Raw genomic sequence first — 13433 nt, 5'->3', positions numbered from 1 at the left:
GGTTCGTTAAAGTAATGGTGTGAAGAAGTATATGGGATCAAATCGTGGCAAAAACTCTTTTACGCAGCGGTAATCTGGATGATTTTCAGGCCGTTGGCGGCGGCGGACAAGCCGTTTTCGAATCAGCGTTGCAAATCCGGGAAGCGCTCCGGTTGCGCAAACAACAGGCCATCGTCGACTGTCTGGCGATTCCTCAGGTCAACGACAGCGGCGACCGCGTGGACTGGTATTCCCCGGTTGAAGGGAGCGTAACCAGCTGGAAAGCGGCCGATGAAGATGATCGCTATCGCGCCCTGCGCTATCTGGAAAACACGCTCGCCAGCGTCGAGTCATTAAGCAAGAAATGCCTGCAGTCGCCCAAAACCGCGCAACAGCTCTTTGGCTCTCTGCTGTCGAAGGCATTTCAGTTCCCGGGCGAAAACTTCCTCTTCCTGGTGGACGGAAAGCCGGTCATCAGCTTCTGGGGATTTGTAAACCTCAACGAGAACGCGCGCGACGATGTCCTCGACTGCCTGCGTGAGTCCCTGATCCCTGAGCCAGCCCCCGTTGTGATTGACGATCCTGAACCCGAGCCTGAGCCAGAGCCGGTGATGACCTTTGAGCATGCTGACGAGCCGCTGATCGCCCCTTCCACGGTGGTGCGTATTACGCCGGAGGAGCTGTATGAGCCCGAACCGGCCCCCGCCGTTGCACAACCTGTTCAGGCGCCTGCTCCGGCGAACGTCGTGAAAAAGCGCCGCGTTCCCCTGTGGACCCTGCCGGTTGCCGCCGTGATCGTCGCCGCCATTGCCGCCCCGCTGCTGTGGCCGAAACAGGCACCTTCCGCTGAGCCCGCCCCGGCTCCCACACCTGAACCTGTGGAGATTGCGCCAAAACCGATCAAAGCGGTTGAGCCGCTGGCGATGAAGCTACCGCTGCATCAGGCGGAGGTCGTGGCCAGCAAAGAAAAAGAAGCCGCTCCGGCCGCTCCTGCGCCACAGCCCGCTCCGGTGGTGATTGTCGCCATCCCAAAAGACGCCATGGTGATGGAAGCGAATCAGGTAAAAGCGGGATCGACGCGCTTCCTGAACGGCACCTGGCGCGCCATCCTCGACGTGAAGGATCCGGTTACCGGCAAGCCGCCGTCGCTGCGCTATCAGATCCAGAACAATAAAGGTTTCGCCCGCGTTGTCCATGGCGACAACATTGTCTGCCGCGCGGAGGTCTTCTCCGGGCTGCACAGCAATGGCGAGCTGATGATTAAGAGTCGCGGCACTGCCCGCTGCACCGACGGTTCCCGCTACCCGATGCCGGAAGTGGCCTGTAAAGCAGGCACCAGCGATATCGCAGAATGTCGCGCCCGTTATGATGCCAACACCGTCGTCCCACTGACGTTCAAGAAAGCAGGTGCCTGATCCTATGCTGGTAAATCTTTGCGACTATAAACAAAGCGTCACGCTTATTGCCAACAGCGGCGTGCAGTTCCTCGATTTCGGTCTGACGCCGCAGGACTCCGCCAGCAACGGGCGCTTCGTACGTAAAACCGCGAACGGCCCGCTGTTGCGCCTCGATTTCGACCTGGTCAACGGTCGCTATACCCTGCCCGGCATGAACGGCGGGCAGCCTGAAGTGGTCAAACCGGAAACCACTATCCCGCTGCATCAGTCGCTGGCGGTACTGGATGGCGTCTGGCTTCCGGTTCCGTTCCTGCGCTTCAACCCGCCGCGGACGTTTGTGGAAGGGCCGGATAACTGGGCCCGCGTTCAGGTGCGCAAGCTTGAGACCCCCGACACGGCAGGCAATACCCACCGCGTGACCCTCGCGCTTGACAGCCAGATTGCCGATCATGCCACGTCCGCGCTCTCTCCCGTGGAAAACGATATTCTGAACGGCACCCGCTTCGCGCTGGCCTGGCGCGATAGCGAGGTAGACAGTTTCCTCGACCAGACCTGGATTGACGGCTGGCTGCGCGAGGCGTTTACCCAGTATGCCGACGGCGTTGAGAACCGCTCTGAACGCGACCTGCAGCAGGCGATGCGCAGCTTTGAGTATCAGGCCCACTGGCTCAACCTGCTGACCATGCTCGGTGAACAGCTCACCGTGCCGGAAGTAAAATTTGTCACCCATACGCTCAGCACGCCTGCCATTCCGGTCGACCTGATCCTCGACGTGGGCAATACCCACACCTGCGGCGTCATTATTGAAGACCACGGCGATGCCAACGATGGGCTGCGCCAGACCGCCGAGCTGCAGGTCCGCTCGCTCAGCGAGCCGCAGTTCCTGAACGAACCGCTGTTCACCAGCCGTCTCGAGTTTTCGGAAGCGCGTTTTGGCAAGCAGCACTTCTCGGTGGAAAGCGGTCGCGAAGATGCCTTCGTCTGGCCGTCGATTGTCCGCGTCGGTGATGAAGCCCGCAAGCTGGCGATGCAGCGTCTGGGCACCGAGGGCAACAGCGGTATCTCCAGCCCGCGTCGCTACCTGTGGGATGAAACCCCGGTCGTGCAGGACTGGCGCTTTAGCCAGATGAACAGCAAGACCCAGCGTGAACCGCTTGCCACCGCGTTCCCGCTGATGAACCTGATGAACGATGACGGCGAGCCGCTCTTCACGCTGCCGCAGGACGAGCGCCTGCCGGTCTTCTCGCCGCAATACAGCCGCAGCACCCTGATGACCCACATGCTGTGCGAGCTGCTGGCACAGGCGCTGGGGCAGATCAACAGCGTCGCCACGCGCCTGCGCCTGGGCTTCCCTGCCTCGCCGCGCCAGCTGCGCACGCTGATCCTGACGCTGCCCTCCGCGATGCCAAAGCAGGAGCGTGAGATCTTCCGTCGCCGCATGTTTGAAGCCATCGCCATTGTCTGGAAAGCGATGGGCTGGCACCCGCAGGATGAGGATTTTGTCACCCGCAAACAGCAGGAAAAAAGCGTGGTGCCGGTACCGGAAATCCAGATGGAGTGGGATGAAGCCAGTTGCGGTCAGCTGGTCTGGCTGTATAACGAAGCCATCTCCCGCTTTGGCGGCCAGACCGAAGCCTTCTTCGCCTCCCTTGCCCGTCCGGACCGTGAGCCTGAGCCGGGCAGCCAGCCGGGACGCGCGCTGCGCGTCGCGTCCATCGACATCGGCGGCGGCACAACGGATATGGCGATCACCCATTACCAGCTGGACGACGGCTCCGGCAATAACGTCAAAATCACTCCGCAGCTGCTGTTCCGCGAAGGCTTTAAGGTGGCGGGCGACGACACGCTTCTGGACGTGATTCAGCGCTACGTATTGCCCGCCCTGCAAACGCAGCTGCAAAAATCCGGTATCGCAGACGCCTCGCTGCTGATGGCTTCACTGTTCGGCGACTCCGGGCGCATTGATACCCAGGCCGTACTGCGCCAGCAGACGGCGCTGCAGCTGTTTATGCCGCTTGGCCATGCGATTCTTGCCGGGTGGGAGTCCAGCGACGTTGACGATCCGCTGGCTGGTCTGCACGCCACCTTTGGCGATCTCCTGCCGCAGAAGCCGACCCGCAACGTGATGAACTATCTGCAGCAGGCGATCGACCATGCCCTGCCTGCGGGTTCTGACGCTTTTGACCTCTTCGCCGTGCCGCTGCACGTCAATTTCCGCGAAATGCAGGATGCGATGCTGGCCGGGCAGTTTACGCTAGCCTCCCCGCTCCACGCGGTGTGTGAGGCGATCTCCCATTATAGCTGCGACATTCTGCTGATCACCGGACGCCCGGGCTGCCTGCCTGGCGTTCAGGCGCTGATTCGCCACCTGCAGCCGGTGCCGGTCAACCGCATCGTCTGGCTGGATAAATACCAGGTGCATGAGTGGTATCCGTTCAGCCAGCAGGGGCGCATTGGCAACCCGAAATCGACCGCTGCCGTGGGGGCCATGCTCTGCAGCCTGGCGCTTGACCTGCGTCTGCCGCGCTTCAACTTTAAAGCCGCGGACATTGGCGCGTATTCCACCGTGCGCTATCTGGGCGTGCTGGATAACACCGTCAATACCCTGCGCGAGGAAAACGTCTGGTATCAGGATATCGATCTTGATAAACCCGGTGCGAAGCTTGACGCGCGTCTGCACTTCCCGCTGCGCGGTAACGTCACCCTCGGCTTCCGCCAGCTGGCGAACGCGCGCTGGCCGGCCACGCCGCTCTACACGCTCAGCATTAACTCGGCCGAACTGGCAAAAGCGATTGCCGGCGACGGCGTGCTGAACGTGCGGCTCAAACTCTGCGGCGGCAGCAAGCATGAAGGCCCGGAGGCCTTCGAGCTGAGCGATGCCTGGCTGCAGGACGGCACGCCGGTGGCGCCTGACGCCTTAACCTTCAAACTGAATACCCTGGCCGACCGCCGACACAGCGGCAGCCACTACTGGATCGACAGCGGGAGCGTATACCTGAAATGACAGCGACGACCACCACCACTCAGGCCTTAATCGGGTGGATCAACGAGACGCGCCTGAACGCCCCCGTGCTGGATAACGATGCCGACGCCCTGCTGGCCCGCATCAACGCGGCGCAGGCGCGCGAGCAGGCCATTGAACGCGCCATGACCCGCCAGAGCAGCATCGGGCTTTACGGCCATTCGCAGAGCGCGAAAGCGCACCTGCTGTTGTCGCTGTGCGGCAGCGGCAATGGACGCCTGAACGTGACGCCAGGCCAGCGCACCTTTGACTATTTTTCGCATATCAATCCGGGACATGCCCTGACCAACATGGCCGTCCGCTTCACCCGGGAAACCCCGGAAGCGCTTGACGAGGCGTTTCCGCTGCGCCTGACCCTGGTCACCGAGGCCGAGCTGGTGCAGCTGTTTATTGCCCGCACGACGCTGCACCCGCAGATGCGCGCGGTGGATAAGGCGGTCATTGAGACCCGCCTGGAGAAATGGCGCGGTCTGCGCCAGCCGCAGAGCGTGCCCGGCATCACGGCGCAGGACGTGGGGGCGATTGCCCGCTTCTGGCAGAGCACGGTACCCGCCGCGAAACAGCAAATTGATGATGCCCTGTGGCACGAGTTCGCCCAACTGGTGCCTTCGCTCGATCTCAGCACCCGCGCCAGCGTGTGGTCGCTGCTGTGGGGCGAGCAGCAGGAACTGACCCAGCAGTGGTTAAATCTGGCCCATGTGCTGCACCAGACCAGCCAAGCCAGCGAGATTGCGGCCCCCCTTAGCCTGCTGGTGGACAGCTTCGGGCTGCCTGGCGAAGGGTTCCTGACGCACGACGGCTCGGTAGCGCTGCAGAATACGCAAGAGACGCTTCTCCATCCGCTGAACAACGGTGAGATGCTGAACGCCATCAGCCTCCCCGTCGATGTGCTGGCCTTCCTGACCCGCGAGCTGGTGCTTCCGGTTGAGAACGGCGCGCTGGATAATGTCGATATCATTGATATCCCTGTGTTTGAAGAGCGCCATGCCGATCCGCTACGCCAGGCAAAATCCCAGTGGCTGCTTGAGCACTACCGTCAACAGCTCCAGCCGGATGTGCTGGTCATCTGCAACGCGACGGCGCAGCACGAACAGACGGCCAAAAAAGCAAAAGTGTTAATGAACTGGGTCAGGGAGACGCAGCCTGCTGAAGAATCTGCCCTGCCGGGTCTGGTATGGGCGATCACCCCGCACGACGCGCGCTTTACCACCCGGCAGAATCTCGATGAAGCCGTACAGCATCTGCTTGGAAAGCCGGGCTTGCGCTGGGGCACGCTACAGGCTCTGGACAGCCACAGCATGCAGCGCGTCATTGAGTGGCTGTCTCAGGCCACGCTGCCCGCGCAGCGACAGAAGCGTCTCGGCACGCTCAAAAACGCGCTGCGTCTGGAGCTCTCGGCGATGATGCAAAGCTACCTGGCACCGCTGGTTGAGGAGCCAGGTATCCGACGCACTCAGGCAGAAAACATGGTGCGCACGCTGCAAAGCAGTGCCGCCCGCCACGGCGAGCTGCTTGAAGGCCTGCTGCCGCCGCTGAAGGCCTTTGAAACACTGTTGGCCGTTCAGCAGCCGCGCGAGGAGCAGGTTAACGGGCTATTTACGGATACCATTGACCTGTTTGCCGAGAACGCCCAGGAAAGCGCCGGTCTGTACCAGACCAAAGACAAAGCGCGCCTGGCGCACAAAGTCTGGACAAATCATCTGCGCCAGTGGAGCCGCAACGAGGCGACAGCCGCCCGTCTTGGGCTGGATCCTGCGGTGTTACAGCAAATTGCGGATGTGCTGGTGGTCACCAGCTACCGGCTGGATCTGCCTCAGCAGCTGCAGCGAATTGTCGAAGCGGATAAGAGTAGCGCTGCGCAACTGCATGCCGTGATGGGCAATTTCGTTGGCTGGCTGGGTTACGACAAGACGCCCGTGGCGACGCGCCCGGCAAGCCGCATCCGCAAGGGGCAGGCCATCTTCGTCACCCCGGTGGTGAGCAGCGCCGAGCCCCGCCTGACGCGTCTGGGTGAACAGCCGGTCCATGCCGCTACCGCGTACGTTTACGACTGGCTGGTCGCGCTCTATAGCCGCGCGATCGAGAATATTGATTACCAGCACCCGCATGATGTTCAGCCTGACGCTCGTCAGGCACTACGGGCTTTAATAATGTAGCCGCCTTCTTGCCGGGTGGCGCTGCGCTTACCCGGCCTACATTTCGCCACGATGATACATTGCACAATAATCACATCGTCATACACCCGGCTAATGCCTGCGCCAGCGCAGAGGGGTTTTCCCACGACATAGAGTGCCCCGCCGCAGGGATAATTTTTACCTCAACGCCTTTCTGTTGCAGATTTTCCACATCGTCATCCGGCAGAGAGAGCTCGCCAAAAATCAACGTTACCGGGCAAGGAAGTGACAGGAACTGCGCTTCCCATTCCGGTTCAACGCCGGCCACCAGGCTGGATGCACCGCGCCAGACGGCATAAGCCGCATTGCTCTGCAGGCACCCTGCCCACGCCGTTTTTTCTGCGCTGAGCATGGCGTCGTAACCCTGCTCCAGAAACTGTTGCTCGCTTTGCGCCGCGATTGACCGGCTGAACATGCCCCCACCCGCATGAAAATTGGGTTCTGACACCATCAGCCCCTTCACGCGCGTAGCCAAAAGCCCCGCCGTTTCGATAGCAATACTGCCGCCCATGCTGTGGCCGTATAACCAGAAGGAATCCAGTTTAAGATGGTCAATCAGCTCCGCCACAACGTGCGCCTGGTCGGTGGTTTTGTAGCTGTAGTGCTCAGGCTTATCGCTGTAGCCGCTGCCGGGCAAGTCGATGAGAATGGCTCTGCGTGCGCCAAACAGCGGGTCACGAACGACGCGGGGATATTCATAGGAAGAGGCGCAGCCCAGCCCGTGAATGAACACTACGGGATCGCCGGAGCCGGGCAAGTCGTGCCAGCGCACGGTGCAACCGGCCTGCTGCGAGTAAAAACTGTTCATAAGCACTCCTTTTATGATGCACTGTGTATTTATACAGTTATCACATCAGGAATGCTATGTTCATCTTTTAAAACTGGAAGCGTGCTTCAGAAAAGCGAGACCAGCAGCGCAACGGGAAAGCTCATTGGCCAGGTTGACCCCACCAGGAAAGCGCTCAGCAGGCGGATACGTTTGCGGTCTTTTGAGAGGAACCAGGTGATTAACGCGCAGATGGAAGCCATGATTGCGTAAAAAACCAACATCTTTTGATACAACGTCATTCTGTATACCAGAGCCGAAAAAATAACCGCACGCAATATGCGTCATATGTTGACACAGATCAAGTTTTTTCGTTACAGAATAACCACTTAAAAATTACGGCTAATAACAATTGAGTATCTTACGTAACACATCTGGCGGGCAAAGAGAACGCCTGACCGCGCAAGCGGCCAGGCTGGACGGGCTTAGTGTTTGATCATGACATGCCGGACAACCGTATAATCCTCAAGCCCGTAGACCGACATATCTTTCCCGTAGCCCGATAATTTCATGCCGCCGTGCGGCATTTCGCTCACCAGCATAAAATGGGTGTTCACCCAGGCGCAGCCGTACTGCAGGCGCGCGCTCAGGCGATGGGCACGCCCCACGTCTTTGGTCCAGACCGATGACGCCAGGCCGTATTGCGAGTCGTTTGCCCAGGCCAGCACCTGCGCCTCGTCATCAAACTCGGTGACGCTCACCACCGGGCCAAACACCTCGCGCTGAACGATGGCGTCGTCCTGTTTTGCTCCCGCCAGCAGTGTTGGCTGGAAGTAGTAGCCCGCCCCCTCTTTTTTGCTCCCGCCGGTGACAACCCGGATATGGCCGAGCGCTTTCGCCTCATCGACGGCCTGGCTGACGCGTGACAGATGGGCGGCCGAGCTGAGCGGACCGAGTTCGGTAGCCTCGTCCTCCGGGGCACCCATTTTAAGACTGGCAACCGCGGCGCCCAGTTTTTCAACCAGTTGGGCATAGATTCCCTTCTGGGCATAAATGCGGCAGGCTGCCGTACAGTCCTGCCCGGCATTGTAGAAGCCAAACGTCCGCACCCCTTCGACCACCGCATCCAGATCGGCATCATCAAACACGATCACCGGCGCTTTGCCGCCCAGCTCCATATGGGTGCGTTTAATCGAGGACGCCGTATGGCCGATGATATGTTCCCCGGTCGCAATCGAACCGGTCAGCGAAACCATGCGGACCTTCTCGTGCCCGGTGAGCGGGTCGCCGACCGTTTTCCCGCGACCAAACAGCACGTTCAGAACGCCCGCCGGGAAGATATCTTTTGCCAGCTCTGCCAGCTTCAGCGCGGTCAGGGGCGTGATCTCAGAGGGCTTTATCACCACGCAGTTCCCTGCCGCCAGCGCGGGGGCCAGCTTCCAGGCTGCCATCATCAGCGGGTAGTTCCACGGCGCGATAGAGGCCACCACGCCCACCGGATCGCGGCGAATCATCGACGTGTGACCGTCAAGGTACTCGCCCGCTGCCAGACCGTTCAGGCAGCGGGCGGCCCCGGCAAAGAAACGGAAAACGTCGACCACCGCCGGAATTTCATCCCCCAGCGCGCAGTGCAGCGGCTTGCCACAGTTGAGGGACTCGAGCCGGGCAAACGCCTCACCGTGCGCTTCAATCGCGTCCGCCAGCTTCAGCAGGCACTCGGCGCGGGTTTTCGGCGTCGTTTGTCCCCACGCCGCAAAAGCACGGTCAGCCGCCAGCACCGCCGCGTCGACCTGGGCCGCTGACGCCTCAGCAATCTCCAGCAGCACCTCTCCGGTGGCCGGGTTATAAACCGGCTGTTTTTCACCCTCTCCGACAACCAGCTCACCGTTTATCAGCAGATGTTTTTGCATAGCATTTTCCTGTTGAATTCACTGTTATTTCCCGCTGCCGGCAATGTTTTCGCCGTCGCGGGTTAGCCACCAGGCTCCCAGAATGGGGATAGTTGTCACCAGCATCACCAGCAGAGCCACGACGTTGGTGACCGGCACGTCACGCGGACGCCCGAGCTGGTTGAGCAACCACAGCGGTAACGTGCGCTCGTGTCCCGCCGTAAACGTTGTGACGATGATCTCGTCAAACGACAGGGCAAACGCCAGCATTCCCCCGGCCAGCAGCGCGGAACCCAGATTGGGCAGCACCACATAGCGAAAGGTTTGCCACCCGTCAGCCCCGAGATCCATCGACGCTTCCACCAGGCTCCAGGAGGTGCGTCTGAACCGGGCAATCACGTTGTTAAACACCACCACCACGCAGAAGGTGGCGTGTCCGACCACGATGGTGAAAAACCCCGGCTCCAGGTTAATCGTTTTGAAAGCCGTCAGCAGCGCCAGGCCGGTGATGATCCCCGGTAACGCAATCGGTAACAGCAGCAGCAGAGAGATCGCATTCTTGCCAAAAAACGCGCTTCGCCACAGCGCTGCTGCAGCAAGCGTGCCAAGCACAAGGGCTATCGCGGTAGAAAGCGCGGCAATTTGAAGTGACAACGTCACGGATTCGATGATATCGCCGCGCCCCGCCGCCACGCTAAACCACTTCAGCGTCAGCCCCTGCGGCGGAAAGCTGAAGGCGGCGTCCTCGGTGTTGAAGGCATAGGTCGCGATAATCAGCAGCGGGAAGTGCAGGAAGATGACGCCTCCCCACGCTGCCACTTTCAGGAACAGCGGTGCGCGTTCAGAGTGCATCGAATGCTCCCAGACGTTTCACGAACGCCAGATAAAGAGAAATCAGCACGATGGGAACCAGCGTGAACGCGGCGGCCATCGGCATATTGCCGATGGCGCCCTGCTGGGAGTAGACCATGTTACCAATGAAGTAGCCCGGCGGGCCGACCAGCTGAGGAACGATGAAATCCCCAAGCGTCAGGGAAAACGTAAAGATTGAACCCGCCGCAATGCCCGGGATGGCCAGCGGCAGAACGACATAGCGGAACGTCTGCCGGGGACGCGCGCCGAGGTCGGCTGAGGCCTGCAGCAGCGAGGCCGGAAGACGTTCCAGCGCCGCCTGGACGGGCAGGATCATAAACGGCAGCCAGATGTAAACGAAGACCAGAAACCGTCCCAGCCCGGAGGTGGACAAGGTGTTGCCGCCAACTGCCGGGAGCGTCAGGATTGAGGTCAGAATCGGCTCCAGGCCGAGATGGCTGAGAAACCACTGGGCCACGCCGTCCTTCGCCAGCAGCAGCGTCCAGGCGTAGGCTTTAACGATATAGCTCGCCCACATTGGCAGCATCACGGCGATATAGAAAAACGCTTTCCACTTGCCGCTGGTGTATCGCGCCATGTACCAGGCCATCGGGAACGCAAGGATGGCGCTGGCAATGGTCACCGCAATCGCCATCGTTAACGTGCGCAGGATGATGTCGTAGTTTGCCGGGTTGAAGAGCGCCTGAATGTTCGCCAGCGTGAGATCCGGCGTGACCGCCATGGTGAAATCGTCAAAGGTGTAAAACCCCTGCCACAGCAGCGTCAGCAGCGACCCTAAATAGACGATGCCAAACCACATCAGCGGCGCAAGCAGAAGCAGGAACAGACCGAGCGACGGCTTTCGCCAGAACAGGGCCGTCATGCGGCTCAGACGGCCGCGCGGGGCGGGAGGATGCGCAACGCTCATATCCATTTCACCTCTCCTCGTGAAGGCGGATCATCGCCTCGCGCGACCATGACGCCATGACCGCCTGCCCCGGCGCAATGCCGCTCAGCGGCGAGGCGTCACTGAAGTTAGCCTGGCTCACCAGCAGTTTGGCGCCATCGGCGAGCTTCAGCTCCAGACGCGTGGCAGCCCCCTGATACTGTACGGCCTGCACGACGCCCTGAACCTGAACGTCACCCTGTTCATTAAGGCGAATATGCTCCGGGCGCAGGGAAAAGGTGCCCTCCATGCCGCAAAGCGTCTGCGCAAGGCCCGCATCAAAAACGTTGGAGGTGCCGACAAAACCGGCGACAAACGGCGTGCGCGGACGCATGTAGAGATCGCGTGGGGTATCCACCTGCTCGATGCGCCCGTTATTGAACACCGCCACCCGGTCCGACATGGAAAGGGCCTCGCCCTGATCGTGGGTGACAAAAATAAAGGTGATGCCGAGTTCTTGCTGAAGTTTCTTCAGCTCGAACTGCATCTGTTCCCGCAGCTTGAGATCGAGTGCCCCTAAAGGCTCGTCCAGCAGCAGGACGCGCGGTTCATTCACCAGCGCGCGGGCGATGGCGACACGCTGACGCTGGCCGCCGGAAAGTTGCGAAGGTTTACGGGCGATGGCAAAACTCAGGCCCACTTTTTCCAGAGCATCGCGGGCCTGCGCATGGCGTTTTTTCTTGTCGACGCCTTTGACCATCAGCCCGTAGGCGACATTGTCGAGGATCGACATATGCGGGAACAGCGCATAGTCCCGAAACACGGTGTTCACGTCCCGCTCCCAGGGGGGCAGTTCGCTCGCCTCTTTGCCGAAGATGGAAATCGTCCCGCCTGACAGCTGTTCAAAACCGGCGATCAGACGCAGGCAGGTGGTTTTGCCGGAGCCCGAAGGCCCCAGCATGGAGAAAAACTCTCCGTCGCGGATCGCAATGGTGACCCCATCCACCGCCCGGACGTCGCCGTACAGACGGGAAACATTGTTAAACTCGACTGCGTACGTCATGTTCTGCTCCCGGGCAATTAACGACCGCCCATGATGGCGATGTAATCCTGCGTCCAGCGGCTGTAAGGGACAAATTTGCCGCCTTCTGCGATGGGGGTTTTCCAGAACATGATTTTGTCGAACTCATTATAACCGTTTGTTTCGCAGCCTTTATCGCCCAGCAGCGTGCTGGCTTTACACCCTTCCGGCACCACGGGCAGGGAGCCAAACCATGCGGCCAGATCGCCCTGCACTTTTGGCGTCAGCGACCAGTTCATCCATTTGTAGGCGCACATCGGGTGTTTAGCCTGCGCGTGCAGCATGGTGGTGTCCGCCCAGCCTGTCACCCCCTCTTTCGGGAAGACGGTGGCAATGGGCTGGTTCTCGGCCTTCAGGGCATTCGCCTGATACGGCCAGGCGCTGGAGGCCACCACGCCCTCGTTTTTGAAATCGCTCATCTGGACGGTGGTGTCATGCCAGTAACGGTGGATCAGCGCATGCTGGTCGCGCAGCACTTTCAGCACGGCGGCATACTGTGCTTCGGTGAGCTGGTAAGGGTCTTTGATACCCAACTGCGGCTGGGTCGCTTTGACGAACAGCGCCGCATCGGCGATATAAATCGGGCCGTCATAGGCCTGCACGCGTCCCTGATTGGTTTTACCGTCCGGCAGATCCTGTTTGGTAAAGACGACGCTCCAGCTGTCCGGCGGCGTCGGGAAGGTTTTGGTGTTGTACATCAGCAGGTTTGGCCCCCACTGGTACGGCGTGCCGTAGACTTTACCGCCGACGTTAAACCATTCCCCTTTCACAATCCGCTCGTCGAGGGTTTTCCAGTTGGGGATAAGATCGGGGTTAATCGGCTGGACGCGTTTGCCCATGATCAGCCGCAGGGAGGCATCACCTGAGGCGGTCACCAGGTCATATCCCCCTTTCGCCATCAGGCTGACCATTTCATCCGACGTGGCCGCCGTTTTGACGTTGACCGCACACCCGGTCTCTTTTTCAAACTGAGTGACCCAATCGTAGTTTTTATCCGTCTGCCCCCGCTCGATATATCCCGGCCAGGCGATAATATCCAGTCGACCTTCCCCGTCGCCAATGGCCTTTGCTGGTTCTGCGGCTTGCGCTGTCATGATAGTCATGCCGAGCGCGCACAGGCTGCTGCGGGCAAATTTTTTGCTCATAAGAGTTACTCCTGTCGCAATGAAATTTAGCGGCAGCCGTGCCGTAAAAATATCTCCCTTATTAAACGTAGACCGCGCAAATGCGCCGCACCGTTCGGCTTCAGGAAATTTCATCAAGGTGTGACCGAGGGCGCATTCCCCGTTAACTGGATTATAGACAAGGGGTTAGGCGCGAGAGACGGTATGCAGATTTCCTATGACGGGTCACCGCGAAATAGTCGCAGCGCCGTCATCAGGATAAG

10 protein-coding genes are annotated in these 13433 nt (G+C 60.2%); 3 read left to right on the top strand and 7 right to left on the bottom strand.

Annotated features, from left to right (window positions below; translation table 11 throughout):
• Positions 1-44: 44 nt before the first annotated feature.
• The 3 genes from FHC52_RS18115 to FHC52_RS18105 are packed head-to-tail and all read left to right on the top strand — an operon-like array spanning position 45 to position 6554.
• Positions 45-1394, top strand: a complete 1350-nt coding sequence (locus FHC52_RS18115; protein ID WP_032652045.1) for an SrfA family protein — start codon at positions 45-47, stop codon at positions 1392-1394.
• A gap of 4 nt (positions 1395-1398) precedes the next feature.
• A complete protein-coding gene (locus FHC52_RS18110; RefSeq protein WP_032652048.1) occupies positions 1399-4380 on the top strand; it encodes a virulence factor SrfB in 2982 nt (993 codons plus the stop codon).
• Positions 4377-6554: a virulence factor SrfC family protein gene (locus FHC52_RS18105; protein WP_126287817.1), complete on the top strand. Its 2178-nt coding sequence runs from the start codon at positions 4377-4379 to the stop codon at positions 6552-6554. The genes FHC52_RS18110 and FHC52_RS18105 overlap by 4 nt, the downstream gene beginning before the upstream one ends.
• Positions 6555-6624: 70 nt before the next feature.
• Here the strand turns inward: FHC52_RS18105 and FHC52_RS18100 are convergent, their stop codons facing one another.
• From FHC52_RS18100 to ydcS, 7 genes are all read right to left on the bottom strand, one after another.
• Positions 6625-7380 carry an alpha/beta fold hydrolase gene (locus tag FHC52_RS18100; RefSeq protein ID WP_023327589.1) on the bottom strand — a complete coding sequence of 252 codons (756 nt, stop codon included), beginning with the start codon at positions 7378-7380 and terminating at the stop codon, positions 6625-6627.
• Positions 7381-7466: 86 nt separating this feature from the next.
• Positions 7467-7640, bottom strand: a complete 174-nt coding sequence (locus FHC52_RS18095; RefSeq protein ID WP_013096478.1) for a GhoT/OrtT family toxin — start codon at positions 7638-7640, stop codon at positions 7467-7469.
• Positions 7641-7823: 183 nt separating this feature from the next.
• Entirely contained in the window at positions 7824-9248 is a 1425-nt protein-coding gene (gene patD, locus FHC52_RS18090; RefSeq protein WP_126287815.1) for an aminobutyraldehyde dehydrogenase, read from the bottom strand.
• Between the two features lie 24 nt (positions 9249-9272).
• Positions 9273-10079 carry an ABC transporter permease gene (locus FHC52_RS18085; protein WP_023292290.1) on the bottom strand — a complete coding sequence of 269 codons (807 nt, stop codon included), beginning with the start codon at positions 10077-10079 and terminating at the stop codon, positions 9273-9275.
• Positions 10069-11013: an ABC transporter permease gene (locus tag FHC52_RS18080; protein ID WP_008501290.1), complete on the bottom strand. Its 945-nt coding sequence runs from the start codon at positions 11011-11013 to the stop codon at positions 10069-10071. The genes FHC52_RS18085 and FHC52_RS18080 overlap by 11 nt, the downstream gene beginning before the upstream one ends.
• 1 nt (position 11014) lies before the next feature.
• The gene (locus tag FHC52_RS18075) at positions 11015-12028 is read right to left on the bottom strand and encodes an ABC transporter ATP-binding protein (protein ID WP_220420176.1); all 1014 of its coding nucleotides are present in this window, start codon (positions 12026-12028) and stop codon (positions 11015-11017) included.
• A 17-nt stretch (positions 12029-12045) separates the two neighbouring features.
• Positions 12046-13191 carry a putative ABC transporter substrate-binding protein YdcS gene (gene ydcS, locus FHC52_RS18070; RefSeq protein WP_126287813.1) on the bottom strand — a complete coding sequence of 382 codons (1146 nt, stop codon included), beginning with the start codon at positions 13189-13191 and terminating at the stop codon, positions 12046-12048.
• Positions 13192-13433: the final 242 nt, after the last annotated feature.

The sequence above is a fragment of the Enterobacter sp. EC_64 genome (assembly GCF_019584165.1).
Taxonomy (GTDB): domain Bacteria; phylum Pseudomonadota; class Gammaproteobacteria; order Enterobacterales; family Enterobacteriaceae; genus Enterobacter; species Enterobacter roggenkampii.
The sequence above is the reverse complement of the archived record's forward strand: the minus strand, read 5'-3'. Positions and strand labels throughout refer to the sequence as shown.

Excerpts from the sequence above, each read along its gene's own strand:
- FHC52_RS18110 (WP_032652048.1), top strand. The coding sequence starts at position 1,399 with ATGCTGGTAAATCTTTGCGACTATAAACAAAGCGTCACGCTTATTGCC.
- FHC52_RS18105 (WP_126287817.1), top strand. The coding sequence starts at position 4,377 with ATGACAGCGACGACCACCACCACTCAGGCCTTAATCGGGTGGATCAAC.
- FHC52_RS18100 (WP_023327589.1), bottom strand. The coding sequence starts at position 7,380 with ATGAACAGTTTTTACTCGCAGCAGGCCGGTTGCACCGTGCGCTGGCAC.
- FHC52_RS18095 (WP_013096478.1), bottom strand. The coding sequence starts at position 7,640 with ATGACGTTGTATCAAAAGATGTTGGTTTTTTACGCAATCATGGCTTCC.
- patD (WP_126287815.1), bottom strand. The coding sequence starts at position 9,248 with ATGCAAAAACATCTGCTGATAAACGGTGAGCTGGTTGTCGGAGAGGGT.
- FHC52_RS18085 (WP_023292290.1), bottom strand. The coding sequence starts at position 10,079 with ATGCACTCTGAACGCGCACCGCTGTTCCTGAAAGTGGCAGCGTGGGGA.
- FHC52_RS18080 (WP_008501290.1), bottom strand. The coding sequence starts at position 11,013 with ATGGATATGAGCGTTGCGCATCCTCCCGCCCCGCGCGGCCGTCTGAGC.
- FHC52_RS18075 (WP_220420176.1), bottom strand. The coding sequence starts at position 12,028 with ATGACGTACGCAGTCGAGTTTAACAATGTTTCCCGTCTGTACGGCGAC.
- ydcS (WP_126287813.1), bottom strand. The coding sequence starts at position 13,191 with ATGAGCAAAAAATTTGCCCGCAGCAGCCTGTGCGCGCTCGGCATGACT.